The organism is Exilibacterium tricleocarpae, from assembly GCF_007004655.1.
In the GTDB taxonomy this organism is placed as follows: domain Bacteria; phylum Pseudomonadota; class Gammaproteobacteria; order Pseudomonadales; family Cellvibrionaceae; genus Exilibacterium; species Exilibacterium tricleocarpae.
In genome coordinates, this window is sequence record NZ_ML660116.1 from 23,113 (window position 1) to 45,411 (window position 22,299).

Here is a 22,299-nt window from a genome sequence, read left to right on the forward strand (position 1 = left end):
GCTACAGGGCCCCGTGGGATCGAAATGGTAACCCAAGTCGGTCAGTCAATACCACCACTGGCCAAACGGCAACGAATCAAAGCCGAAAAAAAAGCCCCCGCACCGAAATGCGAAGGCTTTTACTATCATCGCGACCGAGCCGCTGCTAGTTGGCTTCCAGACTGACCCCTGAGTAAGCCGCGTAACCGTACAAGCCGATATGCCAGGTACCGGCCTGGGGATTGGCAATACTGCAGGTTTCGTTATTGCCGTTTCGATAGGGGCGACAATTGTAAGCACTCAACGTCGGCGCTGCACCGGCGCGCACATACAGATCGGCATCGCCGCTACCACCGGCTATAGAGACCTCGAGTGCGGTACTGCCCGGGGCTACCTCGATGGTATAGCGGGTCCAGGAAAATCGCGCTCCGGACAGGTCGGTCTCACTGATACCGCCACCGCCGCCCTCGGTAAAACTGCCCACCAGGCTGACGCCGGAGAAGGTACTGTAAGCCCGCACCATGACGTAATAGGTCCCTGCCCGGGCCGATGAAATATCGCAGGTCTCGTTGTTGCCGCTGACAAAGGGACGGCAGTCATAGCTGCCGGTAGTGGGCGCCGAACCGAACTTCACATACAGGTCCGCATCACCGCTGCCGCCACTGAGTTGGAACGACAGATCGCCGGCACCGGCAGGCACCTCCAGGGTGAAAAACAGTTCAGTCCCGGTACTGCCGGACAACCCCGTCTCTACCACACCGTTTTCCAACACACCATCGGGCGTGCCACCGCCGCCGCCATTAGCTGCATCGACTGCAGCCGCCGCGTCGACAATACCGGCACCGCACTGGCTGCAGGTAGCGGGAAAACTGCGCGCGCTGCTTTTGAGAATGGACTCGACGGCATCGGGCGTAATACCCGGCTGCACCGCATAGAGCAGCGCCGCGGCGCCCGCCACATGGGGAGTCGCCATACTGGTACCCTGGAAAAAGGCATAGCTTTCACTGCCGGGGCCGGTAGTGCCGCTGTTGAGCGTGGACAGCACACCGTTGGCAGCCGCGAATCTGGTGTCGCCACCGGGCGCGGCCACATCCACGACACTGCCGAAGTTCGAGTACCAGGCTTTGCCGCCACTGCGATCGACGGAGGCGACGGTGACCACGCCGGCGCAGTTGGCCGGGGTGGCATTGGCGGCGTTGGCATTGGAGTTGCCGGCCGCCACCACCACGGTCGCGCCGAGGCTGCGGGCGGTGTTGATAGCCGCCTGCTGGGTGGCGCCACAACTGCCGCCACCGCCGAGTGAGAGATTGAGCACCTGGGCCGGGTTGGCGTTGGCAGGCACACCACTCACACTGCCGCCGGCAGCCCAGATCATGGCATCGGAAATATCCGAGAGCAGGCCGCCACAGCGGCCCAGCGCGCGAATCGGCACCACCTTGGCTTTATAGGCGACACCGGCGATGCCGACACCGTTATTGGTGACTGCCGCGATGGTGCCGGCGACGTGGGTACCGTGCCAGCTGCTGTTGCGGGCGGGCTCACCGGCGCCGCAGGCGCCCGCCGGCTCCCAATCGCCGGGATCACGAGCGTCGGCATCGCGCCCGCCGCCGTCCTGGGCCACGGTAGTGTCGGAAATCATATCGTAGCCGGGCAGTAGATTGGCATTTAAATCCGAATGCGGGCGATAGCCGGTGTCGATAACCGCCACCACCACACCCTCACCCTGGGTCACGTCCCAGGCGGCGGGCAGATTGAGACCGCCGGCGTTTTCAAAGTAATGCCACTGCTCGCTGTAGCGCGGGTCCGAGGGAATCGCCATGGGCCTGAGCATAATATCCCGCTCGGCATATTCCACATTGGGGTCGGCCATCAACTTGGCGATAACATCATCCACTTCTGCACCGGTCAACTGCCGTTTGAGTTTGACCAGATGCGCACCCGTGGCCAGTTTACGCATATGTTTGAGGCCGGCACCGGCCAACTGTTCGGCGCGATCGAGCGACGCCTGCGACAGCGTTGCGGACAAACTTTCCGGCGCGGTATTTTTATACTTGACGATAATGCGATCGGTAATCGCGGCTGCGGCCGCCGGTACCGGACTGGCGGCGGCGGTCGAATCCAGTTGTACGGCCTGCACCGACACTGACGTTGCCGACAATGCGACAGCGCCGCCGAGCACTAGCTTTTTTAATAAACCCACAGGCAGGGAGTTGTTTTTCATGGTGTTTTTTCTCCATTTTTTATAATCGTTTTACTTTGACGAAATATTTATATTTTTAGTTGACTGATTGGTTCCTCCGTCGGTTAGCGGGTAAATTGTCGCGTGTATTATTTTTTTGGCCGCGACTGCATTTGTGGGACAAAACTGTAACGAAGCTATCACCGTTCACCTCAAAAAACTTTTCACAAGAAAACAAAAAAAATTTCCAAAAGATAATTTTTTAAAAATAGTTAACAATTTTTTCGGTCGCACATATTTTTTAATCGACGCCTCCTTCAACAACATGAGTTCAAAAAAGACAAAAAGTATGTATAACGCGGCACAAAACGTTTTCTATTTTCTACAAAAATTATGGGCGCCATAAAACTTCATGCGTTTTTAAAGGCGAGACATCTTCATGAAAGCGTGAGACTTGCAGTGTTTTACGCCGCCAGTCTTTTGCCAAAGCGTGTGCAATTTCAAAGTTATTCACGGAAAAACAACTTGCGAAAATACGTAATTGCGCTACCCCTGAGCCACAGGTGGCAAAGACACGTTCCCTCACCGCCTGATTTGGCCGTCGAGCCCACCGCGGCAGGTGACGGCGCCACCACCTGCTCAGGTGACGCTAACGATGACCGGCTCGAGAAATGGAGACACCTGGCCCGACGGCGGCCCGCCTCCATAAGGCCGCCGACCAGTCAAATATGGCCAACGCGGTCACCAGAGGTCCACGGGTGGGACAATCCGGGCACAAACCAAAGCGGCTTGGCAGCTGAGACCACATGCGAGCAATAACGATAAGAAAGTATTACAATAGCCGCTCCCATTCAGAGGTACACGGTATCTACCCATGTCTCACCACTTCAATCAGGATGAAAACGACTACAGAGGCCCAGAACGCCGTTTCTACCAGCGACGCCAATTGAAAGACCGGCGCCAGTCCATTCGCTTTGAGTTGCTAAACGGCGATCGGCGTCAAAACAACGGCCGGCGGGGGCCTGACCTGGATCACTGGCGGCAATACGAAATATAAGGTCGCATCTGCCAAACGCCCGTGCCATGAGGGCGAGAGTGCCGTTTTTATCAAAAAATGGGACGATCTTTGCATTCTTGACGCCCCAATGACTGTATTATCCACCGGTAACTAACGTCGTACCCTGCGCCCAGAACTATAATATAGACTTAACGACTAGAGTCTTGATGGTTGCAAAGAGATCACCGACACTGGGCAATTCGGTTCAGTCAGTACCCCCAAAGGGCACAACAGTACGAACAACAGTACGAACAACAGTACGAACAACAGTACGAATAGTATTACCCTGACAAGGGCGGAACCTCGACAGTCAATCAGGAATAGCGCCCCGGACTAATACGGGGTCAATGTAATGAGTGAGGATACGGGTTTGCCGGTACCTGAGAGCGTCAAAGAACTGCTGAGCACGCGCAACGTCGCCTACAGCCTATCGCCCGCACCGAGGGACGGGGGCACTGAGCGGGTTTGGCACCAACACCATCTGCGCAGTCTCGGCGCGGCCAAATCACAGATTCTGCAGGACGAGCAGGGCCAGGTGCTGGTATTGATCCCGGCCGACTGCCTGCTGGACCTGAACGTGGTCAACCGCCGCCTGGGCCGTGACCTGCGCGCCATACCGACCGGCCAGTTGCGCCGTTTTATCGATGAGCACCAGTTGGAGTCGGTACCGGCGGTGCCCAATATGGCCGGTCTGCCCACGCTCGTGGATCGCCGCCTGCTGAAGCGCGACGACCTGCTGCTCGACTCCGGCTTCGGGGACCAGTTGCTGCGGCTCAAACAGGCCGATTTCCAGCAGATTCTCTCCGATGTCAATGTCAGCGACATTACCGTGCCCCTGGCCCAGTTGGAAACCGACACCTCCGGTCTCGATGACCATACCCAGGTGCAAAACGCTGTCCATAAATTCACCGGTATGCGCATCAAGCAGCGGCTGGAGGAAACACTGGAGTTACCGCCGCTGCCCAAGTCCGCCAATCGCATCATCAAGCTGCGGGTCGATCGCAATGCCGATGTCAGCGACCTGGCGGAAATCGTGGAGATGGATCCGAGCCTGGCCGCCCAGGTTATCAGTTGGGCCTCCTCCCCCTATTACTCGACACCGGGCAAGATCAAGTCACTGCACGACGCTATCGTGCGGGTGCTGGGCTTCGATATGGTGCTCAACCTGTCGCTGGGTCTGGCGATGGGCAAAACCCTCAAGCTGCCTGAAGACCTGCCCCAGGGCACCACGCCCTACTGGCAAATGGCGGTCTATACCGCCACCACAGTGGAGGGACTGGTGGGCGCCATTCCCCGCGCTCACCGGCCCAGTTTCGGACTGGCCTACCTGTCCGGCCTGTTGAGTAACTTCGGCTACCTGGTGCTGGCTGAGGTGTTCCCGCCCTATTTCAACGTGATCAACCGCTACACCGAGGCCAACCCCCACGTACAGCACGAGATGATCGACCGCCATATTCTCGGTATCACCCGCGAACAGTTGGCGAGTTGCCTGACCGAGCTGTGGAGTGTGCCGCCGGAAATCGTCACCGCCCTGCGCCACCAGAACACCCCGGAATACGACGGCGATCATCATGAATATGCCAAACTGGTGCATGTCGCCCAGTTGCTGTTGAGCCAGCGCGGCTTCGGCAGCGGCCCCTCGACAGAAGTGCCCGTGCACCTCTACGAGCAACTGAATTTGCAGCCCGACGCCGCCGCTGCGGTGCTCGACGACGTGATGAAATCACTGGACGAACTGGACGGTATCGCCAGACAACTGGGCGGCTGAGCGGCACCCGCCACTACGGCCGGGGTCGCGTCCGCCCCCGGTCGCCGGGATTCCCCGTCGTCCCCGCCGGCACTACTTTTACCTCGCCATACTTCATCATTTTTCCTCACCCGATGGTCACTTTTGCAGGGGATACTTATATAGTATTCAACCTCAATTCCCTTGATCAGGAACAGCAATGCGACCCCATCGACTTTTGCGTGCAAGCGGCTGCCGGCCGGATATCTGGCTAGGACTCTGGCTCGGCATCTGCAACGCAACAGCCGCCGCGCCCGCGTTTGATTCGGCCGCCCGCCCCACCGACAAAGCCCTGAAAATCCTGCGTATCACCCCGGCCGGCGACGATGTCAAAGCGGGCCGGCAGGTGGTGTTTCAGTTCGACCGCCCGGTGGTGCCGATCGGCAGGATGGAGCGCGATGCCGCCGCTATTCCCATCAGCATTGCCCCCGCACTGGCCTGCGAGTGGCGCTGGCTCAACACCAGCGCCCTGGCCTGCCAGCTGCGCGAGGAGCACAAAATGCGCCTGGCCACCCGCTACCGCATCGAGGTGGCACCCGGTATTACCGCCACCACCGGCGCCCGTCTGAGCGAAAAGATCACCCATACCTTTACCACAGCGCGGCCGAAGATCACCTATACCCGTTTCTTTAACTGGTTGTCACCGGGCACACCTCTGATCCAGGTCACCTTCAACCAACCGGTCACGAAAACCTCCGTGGAGCAGGCCCTGGCCATCAAAACCGATGCCAGCGTCCGAAAAGCCCGCGTACCCGTGCTGGCATTTCCCGACGATCTGCCGCGCACCCAACCCTGGTGGGCGACCGGCAGCGACCTTGAGCAGCAGCGGGTGAACGATCGACCGACCCAACTGGCGGGCGACAGCGCCCGCAAGGTATGGCTGGTGGAACCGCGCCAGGAACTGCCCCTCGACCGGGCGGCGCGCCTGGAGGTGGCGCCGGGGCTGGTATCCAGCGAAGGCAGCGAAGCGGGTATCGAACAGCGCACGGTGGTGAGCTTTCACACTTATCCGGAGTTTGCCGTGATCGGCCTGCGCTGCACCTTACGGGGTCAGCGCCGGGCCAGTGACCTGCTGCTGGGCGATTTGCAGCCGGACCGGCAGGACAAGCGCTGCGCGCCCCTGAGCGCCGTGGCTTTGATTTTCTCGGCGCCGGTGCTGAACTCCAGCGTGAAGAATCACATCCGTTTCAAGCCGGCGCTGGACGGCGGCCGCAAGGACTACGACCCCTGGCAAAACACCCATGACTGGACCCGCCTGACTTCGGCCCACCGCGCCAACCGGCACTACTACGTCTGGCTGCCGGAACTCCTGCAGGCCCACCGGCAGTATGCGGTCAACATCGACCGCCAGTCCTTCACCGATGAATTCGGACGCACTTTGCCCGCGCCCGCCGACTTTACTTTTTTTACCTCCCACCGCGAACCCGGCCTGCGCCTGCGCCATCGCCAGGCGGTGCTGGAAAAAGATATCGACAGCGAGGTGCCGCTCTATGTCACCAACCTGGACAAAGTCACTGTGACCTATGACAGGCTCGACGCCGCTGCCGCTGCCAGCGGCCTGGTGCGGGAGCTACCGGTAGAGAAAGCCCAGAATATCGCCTACGCCACCCCGCTGGGTGTGCGGACACTGCTCGGCGGCAACAGCGGTATGATTTACGGTCGCCTGCGCCCCGATCCCACACCGCCGGACTGGCGCGAGGACACCGAAATCCTGGCCCAGGTAACGCCCTACCAGGTCCACGCCAAAATGGGACACTTTAACTCACTGCTCTGGGTCACCGACTTTGCCGCCGGCCAACCGGTGCCGGCGGCCAGGGTCTCGCTGCTGAAAGGCAGCTACCAGGACCTGGCCGGCCTGGAAGAACTGGGCATTGAGGCCACCACCGACGGGCGGGGACTGGCAACACTGCCGGGGCTGGCGCAGCTGGACCCCGAACTCGAGTTTATCTACGGCGGCTACCGCGCCAACCAACCCGGTTTTTTCGCCCGGGTTGAAAGCGAAGGAGAGATCGCCGTCATTCCCATCAACCACCACTTTGCGGTGCGCGGCGGCGGTGTTTATTCCCACCTGCGGAAACGCCGCGGGCACAGCCACGCCTGGGGCACTACCGCGCAGGGGGTCTACAAACTGGGCGATACCATAGATTTCAAGCTCTACCTGAGAGACCAGAGCAATACCCAATGGGTAGCGCCGCCACCGGCGGGTTACAACCTGCGGGTGCTCGATCCGCAGCAGAAAGTGGTCTACGAAAAAAAGGCCATCAGCCTCAATGCCTTCGGCGCCTTTGACGACACCTTCAAGGTGCCGGAACAGGGAGCCGTGGGCTGGTATCGGTTTGAGCTGGCACCGGTCGAGCAACCGGCCAACCGCTGGGACCGTATTGCCTGGGAGCCGATGACGGTACTGGTCAGCGATTTCACCCCCTCACCGTTTAAGGTCAAAGCGGAACTCAACGGTGAGCGATTTGCCACCGGCGAGCAGGTGGCGGTAACCTCTCTGGCCACCCTGCATGCCGGCGGACCCTTTGCGGCGGCGGAAATTCGCCTCACTGCCAGGCTGCGGCCGAAAACGTTTACCAGTGCCAGTCCGCTCGCCAGGGGTTTCAGTTTCGGCGCCGGCGAGCAGCGCAGCAGCGACCAGGTGACACTGCTCGATGTGCGTGGCCAACTCGACGATCTCGGCCAGCACGAAGATAGTTTTACCCTGCCGGAAACCGAGATTTACTACGGCACTGTGGCGGTGGAAGCGGCGGTGAAAGACGAGCGCGGCAAGTTCGTCGCCGCTGCCGCCAGCGCCGACTACGCCGGCCGCACCCGCTTCGTCGGCTTGAAAAATACCCGCTGGCTCTACCAGCAGGGTAAGACCGCAAACCTGCAAACACTGGTGGTGGACGCCGCCGGCAACCCCGCGCCTGGAATCGAGGTTACAGTCGCCATCAGCCACCGCGATTACAAGGCCGCCCGGGTTAAGGGGCCCGGCAACGCCTACATCACCAAAAATATCATGAGTTGGGTGGAGGAGACCCGGTGCCGGGCAACCAGCACGAAAACGGCTGCCACCTGTAAATTCAAACCCGAGCGCGCCGGCTACTACCAGTTTGTCGCGCGTATCACCGACACCGAGGGCAAGACCCACAGCACCACCCTGCACGGCTGGGTCACCGGCCGCGGCGCCGTGGTGTGGGACCAGTCCGACGACGCCACCCTGCCGCTGGTCCCCGAGCAAAACGCCTACACTGTCGGCGACACCGCCCGCTATTTAATCAAAAACCCGTTTCCCGGCACCCGGGCACTGGTGACCGTGGAACGCTACGGCGTGCTGGACAGTTGGATCGAAACCCTGGACACCAGCACACCGGTCATCGAGGTGCCGATCAAACCCGATTATCTGCCGGGGTTTTATCTGTCAGTGGTGGCCCTCTCACCGCGGGTTGCCAAACCCCTGGGGCCCGACCGGGTCGACCTGGGCAAACCCGCCTTTCGCATGGGCTATGTGCAAACCCGCGTCAGCGATCCGTACAAAGAGTTGGCGGTCAGCATTAAAACCGATCGCACCACTTACAAACCGCGCGACAGGGTCAAGGCCACCCTGCGGGTGAAGCCCAAAGCCGGTGACAACCGCGAGCCCTACGAAATCGCCGTGGCGGTGGTGGACGAGGCGGTGCTCGCCCTCAATCGCCAGGGCAGGAGTTACTACGATCCGTACGCGGGCTTTAACCGCCTCGACTCCCTCGATGTCAACAACTACAGCCTCTTGAGCCGTCTGGTAGGACGGCAGAAGTTCGAGAAAAAAGGCGCCAATCCGGGCGGCGACGGCGGCTCCGGTTACGGGCAATTGCGCAGCCTGTTCAAATTCGTCAGCTATTGGAATCCCGCCATCAAACCGGATAAGCGCGGCCGCGCCAGTATCGAATTCGAGGTGCCGGACAATCTCACCGGTTGGCGTATCCTCGCCTTTGCCGTCACCCCCAGCGATCGCATGGGACTCGGCGACGCCAACTTCAAAGTCAACCGCCCCACCGAAATCCGCCCGGTGATGCCCAACCAGGTCACCGAGGGCGACAGCTTCAACGCCGGCTTCTCGGTGATGAATCGCACCGACAAGGCGCGCACGCTCAGTATCGATATCCGCGCCAGTGGGCCACTGGACACCGCCGCCAAAGCGACGATTAACCGGCGGGTGCAAGTGGCGCCGTTTAAACGCGTCAACGTCTGGCTGCCGGTGCAGACCGAGGGGAGCGGACAACTGCGTTTTGTCGCCCGCGGCGGCGACCGCCGCGACCGCGACGCCGTGGAACACCAGGTGCCGGTACACCCGCGGCGCTCGCTGGAAACCGCCACCACCTACGGCACCACCACGGCCGCCCGGGTTAGCGAGGAGATTCAGATACCCGAGGGCATCTATCCGGACGTGGGCAGTATCAGCGCCGTGCTCTCGCCCACGGTGATCGGCACTCTCGACGGCGCTTTCGACTACCTGAAAGACTACCCGCACCTGTGCTGGGAACAGCGCCTGACCAAGGCGGTGGCGGCGGGCGCCTATATCGAACTGGCCACTTATCTCGACGATAAAGTGGCCTGGGCGGAACCCGGCGACGACATCCGGGAGACGCTCACCGCGGCGACCAACTTCCAGGCGCCCAACGGCGGTATGACGTACTGGGTTCCCTCCAACCGCCATGTCAGTCCCTATCTGTCCGCCTATACCGCGCTGGCGTTCAACTGGCTGCGGCGCAACAACTTCGAGGTGCCGGCGCAGGTGGAGGCGCGCCTGCATACCTATCTGTTGCGGCTGCTGCGCCGCGATGAGTTGCCGTCGTTTTACAGCCAGGGCATGGCGTCCTCGGTGCGCGCCGTGGCCCTGGCGGCCCTGGCACAGAGCGGCAAGATCGGCACCGCCGACATCCAGCGCTACCGGCGCCATCTGCCGGAAATGAACCTGTTCGGCAAGGCGCATTTTCTGCAGGCGGCGCTGCAAACCGAACCGCTGGATAAGGATATTGTCAGCGACACCGTCAACACCCTGCTTGGCCAGGCCAGCCAGAGCGGCGGCAAATTCCAGTTCAACGAAGCCTGGGACGACAGCTACAAGTACCTGCTGGCCACGCCCCTGCGCGCCAACTGCGCCATTCTCTCGAGTTTCCTGCGGCCGGGTATCGACGCCGATATCGCCGCCCGTATCGGTGATATTCCCTTTAAGCTGGTGCGCAGCATTACCCAGAGCCGCGGCGCCCGCAGCCACTGGGAAAACACCCAGGAAAACATGTTCTGCCTCAACGCCCTGATCGATTACGCGAAAATTTACGAGAGTACAGACCCGGCTATGAACATCGCCGTCAACCTCGGCGCGACGCGCCTCGGCGAGGCGATTTTTACCCGCCCCACCGATGCACCGGTCACCCTGACCCGGCCACTGTCGGTCCACTCACCGGGTGAAGCCACCACCATGACCATCGATCGTGAGGGCGACGGCCGTCTCTACTACGCCGCGCGTATCGCCTACGATCTGCAGGTCGATAACGCCGCGCGCATTAACGCCGGCATTGAGGTGCGGCGCGAGTACTCGGTGGAACGCGACGGCGAGTTTGTACTGCTACAAGGTCCTACTCAAAAACGTCCCATGCAGATACGGCGCGGCGAGTTGGTCAAGGTGGATTTGTTTGTGTCGGTGCCCACTGCCCGGCACTTTGTCACGCTCTACGATCCCGTGCCCGGTGGCCTGGAACCGGTCAATACCGATTTGGCCACCGCCTCCGGCGTCGATGCGGACAAAGGCAGTTTTCAAGCGGCGGCGGGCTCCTGGTTTTTCACCGTTGCCGATTGGTCTTACTACGGCCGCTATTTTTGGAGTTTTTACCACAGGGAACTGCGCCACGATTCAGCGCGCTTCTACGCCGATTATCTGCCGGCGGGGAACTATGCGCTGTCCTACACCGCCCAGGCCATAGCCACCGGCGAGTTTTCCGTGATGCCGCTGCACGCCGAAGAGATGTACGACCCGGATATTTACGGCAAGGGGCTGCCGGCACTGCTCGAGGTGAAGGACGAGGTGCAGCAATAGTGACCGGCGGCGCCCGCAGTTACCGTTGCATCGCGCTGGGGGCGCTGGCGGTCCTGGGCTTGGGCCTCGGTCTTGGGCTCACGCTTGCCACCTCCCGGTCACTGCAGCCGCTGCCGGACAGCTTCGAGCACTTGTTCGACCACGCGGCCAGACATACCTTTCTGGATCGCCACGGACAGCCGCTGAACATCACCTATCAAAACCGCTGGAATCTCAACGACCGGGTCTATCTGCATCAGGTACCGGAGTTTCTGCAAAACGCGTTTATCGTGTCGGAAGACAAACGCTTTTTCGCCCACCGCGGGGTCGACTGGATCGCCCGCGCCCATGCGCTGGTGCAAAACCTGCTGGCCGGCGATATTGTCCGCGGCGCCAGCACCCTGTCCGAACAGGTGGTGCGTATGCTGCACCCGCGCCCGCGCACGCCCTGGTCGCGGTGGCTGGAAGGCTTCGAGGCGGCGCAACTGGAGCGGCGTTTCAGCAAACTGGATATCTTCGAGTTTTATTTGAACCAGGTCCCCTACGGCGCCAATCGCCGCGGTATCGCGCAGGCTGCGGCCCATTATTTCGACCGCGATATCAGCACCCTCAGCGAACGCGAAATGCTGGCACTGGCGGTGTTGGTGCGCGCGCCCCGCTGGCTCGATCCGCAGCGGCGCGCGGCGCATCTCGACAGCGCCATCGCCGACCTGGCCGCCCGCACGGGCACCGCGGCGATCGAGCGGCAACCACTGCAACCGGCCAGCGGCCAGTTCGGTCACAATCTCGAACACTTCCTGCAATTTGCCAGCACCCGTGTGGATGCGCCGCGCGGGCAGCCGGTCGACACCACCGTCGATATCGAGCTGCAGCAAAAAGTCCAGCGCATACTCGACACGCGCCTGCAAAACCTGGCTCCCCGGCACGTGCAAAACGGCGCCGCCTTAGTGGTCGACCACCACCGCAACCAGGTGATTGCCTGGGCGGTCGGCCACGCCGGACGCGACGACATGCCCTACAATCAACTCAATGCAGTAGTGGTACGGCGCCAACCCGGCTCGGCGCTGAAGCCGCTGTTGTATGCGGCCGCGCTGGCGCGCGGTTGGACCGCGGCCACGATGCTGGAAGACATGCCCCTGGAAGAGGGTGTCGGCCCCGGCATGCACACCTATCACAACTACAGCCGCATCCACTACGGCCCGGTCTCGCTGCGCGAGGCACTGGGCAACTCGCTGAATATTCCCGCAGTGCGCACAGTGCAATACTTAGGTGCCCAGCACTTTCTCGATTTTCTGCACCGCTTCGGGTTTACCAGCCTGGCAGGTCACCCCAATGTCTATGGCGACGGGCTGGCCCTCGGCAACGGCGAGGTGACCCTGTTTGAACTGGTGCAGGCCTATGCGGTGCTGGCGCGCATGGGTGACTTCAAACCGCTGACACTGCTGGAACACCGACACCGGCAGACCCGCGGCAGGCGGGTCCTGTCGGAGGATGTCGCCAGCCTGATCGCCGATATCCTGTCCGACCCGGGCGCGCGGGAAAAAGAATTCGGCCGCGATTCGATTCTCAATTTTCCCTACCAGACCGCGGTCAAAACCGGCACCTCCAGCGACTATCGCGACGCCTGGGCCATCGGCTACAACGACCGCTACACTGTCGGTGTCTGGATTGGCAATCTCGATTACTCGGCCATGCACAAAGTCACCGGCGCCACCGGACCCGCCCAGGTGCTGCGCTCGGTGGTTAACGAATTGAACCGCAACCGCGATGTGAGACCGCTTTATTTCAGCGAGAAACTGGTTAAAAAGTCGGTGTGTGTCGCCACCGGCGCACCGGCACAGGAAGATTGCCGCACCCGCGAAGAATGGTTTGTGCCCGGCACCTCTGCGCAGCCGGCGGCCACCACCGCAGTAACCCTGCGCCTGCGCAAACCCAGCCCGGGGCTGCTGCTGGCCATGGACCCGCGTATTCCCGACAGCCACGAATACTTTGAATTCGCCGTTACCGAAGCCGACGATATTCGCCGGGTCGACTGGTTTGTCAACGATACGCTGGTCGCCACCACTGCCGGCCCCCGCTATGCCTGGCCGCTGCGGCGCGGCCAATTTACGGCGCGCGCCGAGGTGATAACCGGGGCTGGCGCCGAACCGGTGAAAACCGCGGCGGTCAGCTACCGGGTTCACTGAGTCCGCGTGCTCGTCAGGTTGGCGTCTAAAAAATTCAACCGCTATGCAACTCATACTCACTGCTGCCATCCGCCCATCCAGCCTCCCAACTGGCGGTAAGCACCTCGTTGGTAAAATGATGGCTGTCGAAAGGCTTGCGGTTGAAACCCTGGCGGAAGCCTTCTTGGTAGGCTTGCTCAATATCCACCTCCCACTCTTTGCGCAGGCTAAACCAAGCACGCAGTTTTCCAAGCAGCCTGCTCGCCCAACCATTAACCTGATTGAGTGTCAGGTAAGCCGCAGGCACCAGTATCAAGCTGATAAAGGTCGCAAAGAGCACGCCAAAAGAAAGCGACACCGCCATCGGTATTAAGAACTGTGCCTGTACGCTGGTTTCAAGAATGATTGGCATTAACCCGACAAATGTGGTTAACGACGTCAAAATAATCGGCCGGAATTTGGCTACACCCGCGTCCCTGATCGCATCGACGAGCGGCACCCCCTCGCGGCGCTTAACGTTGATAAAATCAACCAGCACCAGATTGTCGTTAATGACAATGCCACTTACTGCGATAACGCCTACAAACGACCATAGCGTAATATCCACACCGGTAATCCAATGGCCCAGCAATGATCCGATGACACCGAAAGGTATGGCGTACATCACCATTAAAGGCTGTGAGTATGAACCGAACAAAACCGCCATTAGTAAATACATAATAATCAGGGCAAACAGATAGCTTTTTCCCATCATGTGAAAAAATTCCTGGGTGGTTTTTTGTTTTCCGGTGATACCCCAGCGGATGTCAGGGTACTTAAGCGCCAGGTCTTTGAGTACGGACTGCTCCAGTTCCGTCATCACCTTTGCCACCGAAGCTTCATTATTGTCCACAAATGCGGTGACGGTAACGACCCTTTTGCGATCAATTCTCTTAATCGTCGGAGCACCCGTACCATCCTCTATTTCAGCAACGTGTAATAACGGTGTCGTAGAACCATCGGCAAGCCGAATATGCATATTTTCCAAATGCCACAGAGAATCCCGCGCTCTATCGGGATAACGCACCATCACCTTGACCTCGTCCTCGTTACGGTAGAAGCTCTGCACTTCAATGCCGTGAAACGCCTGCTGCACCTGCTGGCCCACGTCACTTAGTGTCAATCCCAGATCACGGGCGGCCGGGCGCATTTGTATAGCAACCTGCTTGCGACCAGACTGTAGTGAGTCCCGAATTTCGTAGACGCCGCGATACTCAATGAGCTGCTTTTTGACGTCTTCAGTCACTGATTTCAATGTGCTTAGGCTGGCGCCATAAAAATTAATGGCGAAATCGGGAACCGGGCTATTTAGGTTGGACTCAAAACGCAACTCCAGTGCTCCCTGAATGTCGCCAACTTTTTCACGCCAACGTGAAAGCACTGCTTTTCCATTAACCTTGCGGTTTTTACTGGCGACAAACTCAATAGACACATTGCCTCTGTGTTCCTGGTTTTGCGAATCGGCATTAGATACCTTTTGTCTCGGCGCGACGACGGCCAGCACCTGGCCGATTTGTGGTGTTCCAACTTCCTGTTCAAGCTCTTTTGATAACTGCAAAGCGGCTTGCTCAATTCTGTCCACCGCTTTGCGCGTTACTCCGCTCGGTGTACCTTCTGAAAAAGCCACTGAAGCAACTGCAACGTCGCCTTCTATCTCCGAAAACAGGACCATTTTCAACCAGCCACCTGACAGCAGCGAACCAGCAACGATAAAAACAGCGATAAAAGCCAGCAGCGAAGCGAGGTTCCAGCGTAAAATAAACGACAGAAACGGCCGATAAAAACGCTCGATAAAGCGCTCGAGACCGCGTGCAAACTTTTGTTGAAAACCGGATTGATGGTCTCTTTCAGTGATGCTGCTTTGCGCTAAATGGGCAGGCAATATCAGTAGTGACTCAACCAGGGAAAATACCAGCGTTGAGATCACGACAATGGGAATCACCTGCATCAGTTTACCCTCGGGCCCCGGTAGATATAACAAAGGAACAAAGGCAATGATCGTCGTCAACACCGCAAAAACTATCGGTTTTGATACATTCTTTACACCGGCGACGGAAGCGGCAACACCAATCAGCCCTTGCCGTTGCTGTGAATAAATACTTTCGCCAACAATAATGGCATCATCCACTACGATTCCCAATACCAAAATGAAGGCAAACAACGAAATAACATTGATGGAGCCACCCATAACAGGCAATAACCAAAAAGCGCCCATAAAGGCGATGGGGATACCAACGCTTACCCAGAGCGATATTCGCCAGTGCAAAAAGAGCATCAGGGCTACAAACAGTAGCGCCAGACCCTGTGCTGCATTGGTAAGCAGTAGACTGATGCGACTGGCGAAGTGCTTGGAGTCGTCCTGCCAAATATAGAGGGAAATTCCCGGCGGGATATAACTGGTCGGTTGCGCTACATATTCCTTTACCACCTCCGCCACATCTACAATATTTTGCTTGCCAACGCGATAGACTTCGAGCGAAACCGCCGGCTCTCCGTTGAAAGTCGCGCGCGTATTACCGTATTGGAAGCCATCTACCACTACGGCCAAATCTGACAAGCGCAGTCGGCCGCCATCGGGCTTGGCACGTAAAATAATAGAGTCGAATCCGTCAGTGGTTTCTACTTTACCCTCTGTCTGCAACAGCACATCACCCGATGCTGTATTTAAGGTGCCTCCCGGCATATTTTGCGAGGTGTCCCTGACAATGGAGGCCACCTCTGCCAGGCTTAAACCGTACTGCTGTAGCGAGGACTCCGAGACCTGAACCGAGACTTCATAGGGTCTGACGTTTTCCAAATCCACCACAGATACCAGCGGGTTAGTGAGTAAATCATCGCGAATGCGTGTCGCTATTTTTTTTAACACCCACTCTTCTGTCTCGCCGCTGATCACCAGCGTAGCGACGCGGTTTCGAACTTTCAGCTCTTTCACAACAGGCCGCTGCACTTCTGGCGGAAAACCACTGATACCACCCACCCGTGACTTTACCTCTTCGAGCATCACCCGGGTGTCATAACCAAAATCGACATCCAGTTGTACCGAACAATTGCCTTTACTGGCATGACTAATCAGGTCCACCATGCCTTCGATATCGTAAACAGCGGACTCAATACGCTTACAAACTGCCTCTTCCACTTCAAAGGGCGAAGCGCCCGGATAAGCGGCTTGAATCGCTATGCGTTCGAGGGACACATTGGGGATCAACTCTTTACGGGTATCGGGAATAGACAGATATCCCATTACCAGAATAAAGATCATCAGCACATTTGCTGCAACTGAATTATGAGCGAACCATGTAAGCAATCGATTCATACCAAATAAATTCTGAATCCCTTCAGACTTGCTAATGCAGAGAAAATGATTGACTGGACTGACGGCCTTCCTCCAAAGTCCCTCCAGCTTCCTCGCCAATACGCACTTCCATGCCGTTAACCACATAGTCCAGCGCGGTAATCACTATCTGTTCACCGTCGCTCAGGCCACGATCAACATATATCATTTCCGGCCCGCGATAAACTACATTGACCTGTTTAGCATGCAGGCGGTTTTTCTCGTCCACCGTCCAGACTTTATTGCCGCCGTGGAGTGCCTGTCGGGGAACTTCATAGACCGCATCAAAGTGCCTGCCTTGTATCTCGGCTTCGACAAACAGGCCGGGCTCCAGCGGTGGACGCTCCGGGTCTTGGAGACTCCTTTGGTAAGGTCGGCCTATTTCACCAACCAGGTACATTATCTGGTTTTCGTCCAGTCCGCCTTCTGCGTATTCTATTTTTCCCTGCCAGGTATACTTGCTGCCGCCAAAAAATCCGGAGACTTTCAACTGTGGTAGATTTTGCCGTAGAGAGTTATTCTCCGCGGCATCGCTTCGGGTTTCGTCACTATTGTCCAAATCGTGATCGGGGCTCGGGGCGGGGGCAATACTGTCTGAATAAAACCAGGGCAAATCAATCAACTTGAGCTGTTTGTTTGACACCGGGAGCCTTATTATCGCCATATCCAGGGCATAGATATCAGCCACCAGTGCCCCGGCGTTGATATATTGTCCCACGTTTATGTCGCTGACTTTTACCCGACCGGTAAAAGGCGCTTTGAGCTGTGTATTGGCCAGTTGCAGTTGAGCCACCTGAAGATCCGCCTTAGCGGCTGCAAGTTTGGCTTTTGCCTCGTTTAATTGAGGAATATGTAGCGCATAGGCCGAGGCGTTACGCTTGGCGCCTCTACGCGCGACCTTGGCGGTGGCAGTGGCTTTCTCCAGAAATAGCTCCGCGCTGGCAACTGCACTTTGTGCCTTAGTCACTTCAAGCTCGTAGCGAGAGGCGTCGATTTGCAATAGCAGTTCACCTTCTTTGAACACGCCGCCGTTTTTTAGGTTGACGGAAACATAGGTAGCCTTGCCTTCAACCTCAGCAATGAGATTAATCTGGGTTTTTGGTTGTACCGTACCGCGGCTGAATACCGGGATTCTTCTCGCCACCTGATTAACCTGCACCACCTCTATCAGGGGAGTGCGTTGGATGACCGGTTGTTTCACCGCCGCAGGGGCCATTTCTATCAGCGCCCAACCAGCGAGGATGCCGGCTGCCAATATGCTGCCTGCAACAAAAAACTGGAGCTTGCCGATCTTATGTTCCGGCTCAGCCTGTGATTCATTGGCGTATTTTTTGTCGGATTCCCCGGGCCCCGCTGTCGGGTTACGTCCATTGATCCCCGTGACTGCCCATTTCAGCAGCTTGGCAAAGCCGAGAAACAGTTTGACCACGTTACCTAAGGCCGTGTTGGTTTGCAGAACACCGCTATCGTCATATAGCTTCTCCCGGCCGTGCTTTTTCTTGTTGCCGGAAGTTTTCCTTCTTGCCGCCAACAGCTTTTTTCTCAATGCTTGTCGCGCTTCGGGCGTCAGTTGCTTCGGATCGCGCTTCCCGATGGTGCCGCTAGTTTTGATTTGATTTTGGCGCTGCCCATGCGTGCGAAGTTCAGCGCGCCCTGCATGGCCCGGTTCGGCTTGGGAGCTGCGCTTTGATCCTGTTCTGTGGTTGACAGTGCCACGGCTGGTAGCATGTGCTTTATCAGTCGTTTTTTTCATAGTCTACTTAGCGTCTGTCAACAGGCCCTGGCTGACCATGCAATACCTGCTAACAGATCGGGTTACTGAGTATCGAGAGCCTTCTCGCGATCAGTCGGACTTATCTGTACCACTTTCCTGCCTGCACTACTTTCCGGTAAAAGATACCTTTTCCACTGCGCTAAACAACGGCGGGTAAGCGCAATGTCGTCACAGATACTAGGGTGTAGTTTGATGCCAAGCGATAAACGGTCATACCACACGAGTATACCCGTGGATACAGGATAATTCCGTGTTCCAATTCCGCAGGCAACCCACATTTCATTGAGGTTTTTTTTGGGATTTTCCGCATCGGGTAATGGCCAGCTACCTAAAAAGCTAAATGAGCCGGCATAAAACTGGCGCTTGCTGATATATTGGTAGACCCACTTGACGCCAGACTTGCCTATCAGTTTGCCGATATTACCTAAGTACCAGTTAACCCAGTACGCCTTGGCTTTTAGTTGCTCTTTTACTCTTTCTTGCAACTTGCGCGGTTCTATACGATTGGTCACACACAGGTTAATGGAGGAGGAATAGTTAAACATATCCGTGTTAAAATCCAGTGGCCCCCGCAAATTGACAGGGTACAACCAATAGTAGTGTTGTTCGCCGTCAATGAGTAGTTCCGCAACCGCGCGGTTGAGCGCCCAGAGTATATAGTGGCTAAAGGTAACCCTGTTTTTTCTGGCAAGCTTTTTAACAATAGCGGTCTCCTCTTCTGTCAGAAAGTCATAGGCGATTTCTCCGTCGACAGAGCTGTCAATATCCCGCGGGTATTTCCACTTTATCGTCTTCTTGGCGATAGGCTTTGGTTGCTTGAACATCAAGCCTAAAAAACGCCAAAACGATGGCACTGCCGTTTCCGTCGACTGAGGCAAGTTGCGCGATGGATACCCGGCACTGCGCATGGTGGTCGCCATACCACCCAATCCGTCCATTTTGCTGTGGGGAAAGGTTTTCCAGTGAGTCTGGGCAGTGGCTAAATCCAACCGGGCTACACGCATCGCATCACTGATGCCAAATTCCCTCCTCGCCTCGAACCACATGGCAATGTAGTCACGCTGTCTGGCAGCAGAATTTTCCTTATCTATATTCTCTCTCATGGCAACTTTCTTTAAGCCTTACCAGACCGCGCTTGATATCGTTCGGTTACAATGATGCAGATTTGCTACAGACGCGCTACTTCAATATACAGGGGCCTGCTTTTATCGAGCTGTTTGCCGGGGTCATCTCCATAGCTCACCAGAAAATGCCTGCTGCGCAGCGACTCTTTTCTGTAGTCACGGTAAGCATCGTGAAGGGGGTCCTGATCGTATAAGCCACTGACGATGACGCCATCGGGTTTATTGACATAACCGTTATAAACATATCGCAACAGCGCGCGAAAGATGTCTACTTGATTTTCCTTGACCAAAATACTGTGTAGTAAAACGTAGTCAAGTGTTTCACCGGGTCTGGGTAACTGTATCCCCCCAAAGCACCTCGAATAGCCGTTGTTAAAGTAGCGTAGCCAACGCATTTTTCCTTTGTAGGCCAAGAAACGTGTTTGTTTGAACTCTTTTTGATTCCAGGTGCCGCAGATACCTACCAGGTCTTTGTTGTCAAAGGCTAAAAAATAGTCTTCTATAGAAAGATTTTTATAATAAGCATTACCTTCGACCATTGCCGAGAAATCATAATGGGGGTATAGCTGTTTTTTGGGGGCTTCGCCTTCAAAAAAAGTTTGCATCTGCTGCAAGTCACCGGATCCGGCCTGACGAATGGTGAGACCCATATCTAAAGCGGGCTTGCTACTTTTGATGTATATCATATGAGTATTAATCTCACCGAAAGGATGGTAGGCGGGCATACCAGCCCGACTACTGCCAATCGTTGACAGCGAGGCGTGATTGTCGGAGAGTATCACGGTCTGCATCCATTCACGCTCGCCAAGGCGCTTTTTGACTTGGTTGGCGATACGCAACAAGCCCCTTGAGCCTCGATAATCGCTGTGTATTCTTAAATCATTTGCGTATCGTATACGCCGTTTTTTGCCGTTGACGTAAACCGGTCGGGTACCTATGCTGAAAGCGCCAGCCAGGCGCTGCTTTTTAGTATCGCAATAGAGCCAGACTTCCGGCGAAGAGGTGACAACCTGAGTACCATCAAAGAAATTCGCTCCTCGCTCGAAGTTAATCACCATATCACTTCCTTGGGGCGTGGCGTCAACCAAGCCTTTTAGCAGCGCAACGTCAGTGGTTGTAGCGAGGCGTAAGTCGAAGTTGGCCATCACGACTATGCTATTTTTGCTGTCGGTTGACGGATCGGCTCGACTGATGCGGAGTCAGAATCAAACTCATCGGGCAATTGATCATCCCAGCACACCAACGGCTCTACCTTAATGTTCCCTATAACCATTCCCCGTCGCCGGCACCGTTCCTGGTAGAGTTCCCACGCATTTTCGGTAACCACACACTGGGCCGGACCAAGCTGAGTCAGATCTCGCGCTAACTTGTAGTGAAAATGTTGACTCAGGCCTTCCTCAAGCATCGCGGCAACTCTATCCCTCTCATCGGACCCGCGAGAAGTGCCTTCACAGAGCAGCAGATAAAAGGGGGGCCGGTTTGATGCAGCCGGTATAGCTACCAGACTAATAGGCTTAAACGCCTGAGACTGCGGCTCAACCTGGCTGAGTAATTGAGCGGCGAGTTCATTACTCATTTTTTCGCCTACCATATCTGTCCCGTCCATGCGCCCTAAAAATTCAAAGCAGGGACACTCATTCATAAAATCTACAACCTGCATTTTATCTTTCATGGCGTAACGCATCAGGCCGCTGCCCGTTGTCAAGAGAGGCTTGACGATCTGGTTCTTTCTAAGTTGCCAGGCGCTATAGATGTTATTGTCTTGTAAATCCATGAATTCATAAAAGTGACTATTTACCGCAAGCGGATACTTTCCGGAAAAAGGAATTGTGATAACGCCCTCTGTCGCCCACAGCCCTTTGCCTTGGAAATCTGGCCGTTGAAACAATCCTCGAAGTTGTTTTGCCCAACGCGCCGACGTCGAGGTATCCCATGAACTCACCAGGGCGAGATTGGGCCAGAGTGCAGCAACAAATTCCGGATCGGGCTTGCCATTCCACGCCGCTAATAGCTGTGCAGCCCGACTCGATTTAGGTGGACCCATTGCCTGTAGCTCACCGGCGAAGTGATTCCACTCCCCTGTGGCGAGGGTTTCGGCAACTGCATTGCGATAGCGGCCCATATTTTCCAACAGATTAATGGCAAACGTCGGACTCCAGACAGAAATCATTGACAGTGAGCGATCTGCCGCCAAATAGCACAGCGTTGAAAATAGCGACTGTTCGGAGGTATTGGTTTGTGACACCTCATCGGTCACCGCCATGATGGCCGACATAAACAAGCGCTTCCATAACGGCAATAGCTTCATATCATCGTTCACATTGCCGCTTATTTGCTTGCGCAGTGAGGTGGGAACCCAGGATAAAGACCAGTAATGGCTGCCTTTACTGATACCCGGGTAACGACAATACATATCCCACATCCAGGGTGAAATCGCCGCATCAAGCTCGTCGAGAAACACGTTTGTATAAGGTATCCACTTAATAGCGGAGGTCGAGCCGCTGGTCGGCTGGTAACGGTCGCACTGGGCATTGGTAACTGCCGTAAGCCCGGTGCTGCGCTGCCGTTCAATACAAGAGGACCAGTCGCTGTAGTCGGTGACCGGGACCTGATCTCTGAAGCTCTGTAGTGAATCAACTGTATGCAGATGGTACCGTTGTGCGATCTCTGTCGCTTGGGAAAAATGCAGAATTGACTTTAAACGGCCTTGCTGTGTCGCTTCAAGTTGTTGTGTGCCTCTTATGAATTTCCTACAACCGTTGTAACTGGCAAGTTTTGCAAGTTTATGGGCAATTTTGCTGGTCTGATGATTAAGCATCACTTAC

Annotated in this window: 10 protein-coding genes; 4 read left to right on the forward strand and 6 right to left on the reverse strand. The window is 56.7% G+C overall.

Annotated elements, in window-relative coordinates; genetic code table 11:
• Nucleotides 1-145: 145 nt before the first annotated feature.
• Entirely contained in the window at nt 146-2,200 is a 2,055-nt protein-coding gene (locus FKG94_RS27085; RefSeq protein WP_142930086.1) for a S8 family peptidase, read from the reverse strand.
• Between the two features lie 832 nt (nt 2,201-3,032).
• Here FKG94_RS27085 and FKG94_RS27090 point away from each other — a divergent pair.
• The 4 genes from FKG94_RS27090 to FKG94_RS27105 all read left to right on the forward strand — a co-directional run bounded on the left by FKG94_RS27090 (nt 3,033) and on the right by FKG94_RS27105 (nt 13,227).
• Nucleotides 3,033-3,215: a hypothetical protein gene (locus FKG94_RS27090; RefSeq protein ID WP_142930087.1), complete on the forward strand. Its 183-nt coding sequence runs from the start codon at nt 3,033-3,035 to the stop codon at nt 3,213-3,215.
• Between the two features lie 352 nt (nt 3,216-3,567).
• The gene (locus FKG94_RS27095; protein WP_246125438.1) at nt 3,568-4,983 is read left to right on the forward strand and encodes an aminoacyl-tRNA deacylase and HDOD domain-containing protein; all 1,416 of its coding nucleotides are present in this window, start codon (nt 3,568-3,570) and stop codon (nt 4,981-4,983) included.
• Between the two features lie 178 nt (nt 4,984-5,161).
• Nucleotides 5,162-11,062: an alpha-2-macroglobulin family protein gene (locus tag FKG94_RS27100; protein WP_142930088.1), complete on the forward strand. Its 5,901-nt coding sequence runs from the start codon at nt 5,162-5,164 to the stop codon at nt 11,060-11,062.
• Nucleotides 11,062-13,227, forward strand: coding sequence for a transglycosylase domain-containing protein (locus tag FKG94_RS27105; RefSeq protein ID WP_142930089.1), 2,166 nt, complete (start codon nt 11,062-11,064; stop codon nt 13,225-13,227). Before FKG94_RS27100 ends, FKG94_RS27105 begins: the two co-directional genes overlap by 1 nt.
• Before the next feature lie 34 nt (nt 13,228-13,261).
• Here the strand turns inward: FKG94_RS27105 and FKG94_RS27110 are convergent, their stop codons facing one another.
• From FKG94_RS27110 to FKG94_RS27130, 5 genes are all read right to left on the reverse strand, one after another.
• Nucleotides 13,262-16,558: an efflux RND transporter permease subunit gene (locus tag FKG94_RS27110; RefSeq protein ID WP_179957834.1), complete on the reverse strand. Its 3,297-nt coding sequence runs from the start codon at nt 16,556-16,558 to the stop codon at nt 13,262-13,264.
• Nucleotides 16,559-16,589: 31 nt separating this feature from the next.
• Nucleotides 16,590-18,329 (reverse strand): efflux RND transporter periplasmic adaptor subunit, encoded by a 1,740-nt coding sequence (locus FKG94_RS27115; protein WP_142930091.1) that lies wholly within the window; start codon nt 18,327-18,329, stop codon nt 16,590-16,592.
• A gap of 62 nt (nt 18,330-18,391) precedes the next feature.
• Nucleotides 18,392-19,453, reverse strand: coding sequence for a hypothetical protein (locus FKG94_RS27120; RefSeq protein WP_142930092.1), 1,062 nt, complete (start codon nt 19,451-19,453; stop codon nt 18,392-18,394).
• Between the two features lie 65 nt (nt 19,454-19,518).
• The gene (locus FKG94_RS27125) at nt 19,519-20,619 is read right to left on the reverse strand and encodes a hypothetical protein (protein WP_142930093.1); all 1,101 of its coding nucleotides are present in this window, start codon (nt 20,617-20,619) and stop codon (nt 19,519-19,521) included.
• A gap of 5 nt (nt 20,620-20,624) precedes the next feature.
• The gene (locus FKG94_RS27130; protein WP_142930108.1) at nt 20,625-22,292 is read right to left on the reverse strand and encodes a GH3 family acyl-acid amido synthetase; all 1,668 of its coding nucleotides are present in this window, start codon (nt 22,290-22,292) and stop codon (nt 20,625-20,627) included.
• Nucleotides 22,293-22,299: the final 7 nt, after the last annotated feature.

What these genes read in the sequence shown, in the direction of transcription:
- FKG94_RS27115 (WP_142930091.1), bottom strand. Translation starts at nt 18,329, where the DNA reads ATGAAAAAAACGACTGATAAAGCACATGCTACCAGCCGTGGCACTGTC.
- FKG94_RS27120 (WP_142930092.1), bottom strand. Translation starts at nt 19,453, where the DNA reads ATGAGAGAGAATATAGATAAGGAAAATTCTGCTGCCAGACAGCGTGAC.
- FKG94_RS27110 (WP_179957834.1), bottom strand. Translation starts at nt 16,558, where the DNA reads ATGAATCGATTGCTTACATGGTTCGCTCATAATTCAGTTGCAGCAAAT.
- FKG94_RS27125 (WP_142930093.1), bottom strand. Translation starts at nt 20,619, where the DNA reads ATGGCCAACTTCGACTTACGCCTCGCTACAACCACTGACGTTGCGCTG.
- FKG94_RS27090 (WP_142930087.1), top strand. Translation starts at nt 3,033, where the DNA reads ATGTCTCACCACTTCAATCAGGATGAAAACGACTACAGAGGCCCAGAA.
- FKG94_RS27130 (WP_142930108.1), bottom strand. Translation starts at nt 22,292, where the DNA reads ATGCTTAATCATCAGACCAGCAAAATTGCCCATAAACTTGCAAAACTT.
- FKG94_RS27085 (WP_142930086.1), bottom strand. Translation starts at nt 2,200, where the DNA reads ATGAAAAACAACTCCCTGCCTGTGGGTTTATTAAAAAAGCTAGTGCTC.
- FKG94_RS27095 (WP_246125438.1), top strand. Translation starts at nt 3,568, where the DNA reads ATGAGTGAGGATACGGGTTTGCCGGTACCTGAGAGCGTCAAAGAACTG.
- FKG94_RS27100 (WP_142930088.1), top strand. Translation starts at nt 5,162, where the DNA reads ATGCGACCCCATCGACTTTTGCGTGCAAGCGGCTGCCGGCCGGATATC.